Below are 752 nucleotides of genomic sequence, written 5' to 3'. Positions count from 1 at the left end.
GACCCGGGCGGCGTGGGTGCTGGCGGGGTCGGGGGCGGCGCTGCTGACGGCGGCGTTCGTGGCGTTGTGAGGGGTGCGGCGTGAAGGTGCCCCCGGGGTTCGCGGGAACCCCGGGGGCGCCTTTTTCCGTCCGGCCGGTCAGCCGGTGTTGCGCAGGCCGGCCGCCACGCCGTTGACGGTGAGGAGCAGGGCCCGGGAGAGCAGCGGGTCGGGTTCCTCGCCGGCTGCCGCGGCGTCGCGCTGCCGCTTGAGCAGGGCGACCTGGAGGTAGGAGATCGGGTCGAGGTAGGCGTCGCGGATGGCGAAGGTCTGCTTCAGGACGGGCTGGTGGTCGAGGAGTTCACTCTCGCCGGTGACGCGGAGCACCTCGCGCACGGTGAGTTCGTGTTCGGCCCGGATGGTGTCGAAGATGTGCCTGAGGTGGTCGGGGACGAGGGTGTCGACGTAGTGCCGGGCGATGCGCAGGTCGGTCTTGGCGAGGGTCATCTCGACGTTGGAGATGAAGTTGCGGAAGAAGTGCCACCGTTCGTGCATCTCGTCGAGCACGGTGTCCCCTTCCTGCCGCAGGCCCGCTTCGCGCAGTGCCTTGAGTCCGGAGCCGACGCCGAACCAGCCGGGGACGATCTGCCGGGACTGGGTCCAGCCGAACACCCAGGGGATGGCGCGCAGTCCGTCGAGGCCGGCGCCGGAGTCGGGGCGGCGGGAGGGGCGGGAGCCGAGGTGGAGGTCGGCGAGCTGGTCCACGGGGGTGG

1 protein-coding gene is annotated in these 752 nt (G+C 71.8%); it reads right to left on the bottom strand.

The window, feature by feature from the left end:
• Nucleotides 1-138: 138 nt before the first annotated feature.
• The coding region (locus C1I97_RS38250; protein WP_146608468.1) for a phosphoenolpyruvate carboxylase at nucleotides 139-752 on the bottom strand (614 nt) is incomplete at its 5' end.

The sequence above is a fragment of the Streptomyces sp. NTH33 genome, from assembly GCF_003236365.1.
In the GTDB taxonomy this organism is placed as follows: domain Bacteria; phylum Actinomycetota; class Actinomycetes; order Streptomycetales; family Streptomycetaceae; genus Streptomyces.
Note: the sequence above shows the minus strand (reverse complement) of the source record. Positions and strands in the feature narration are given on the sequence as shown.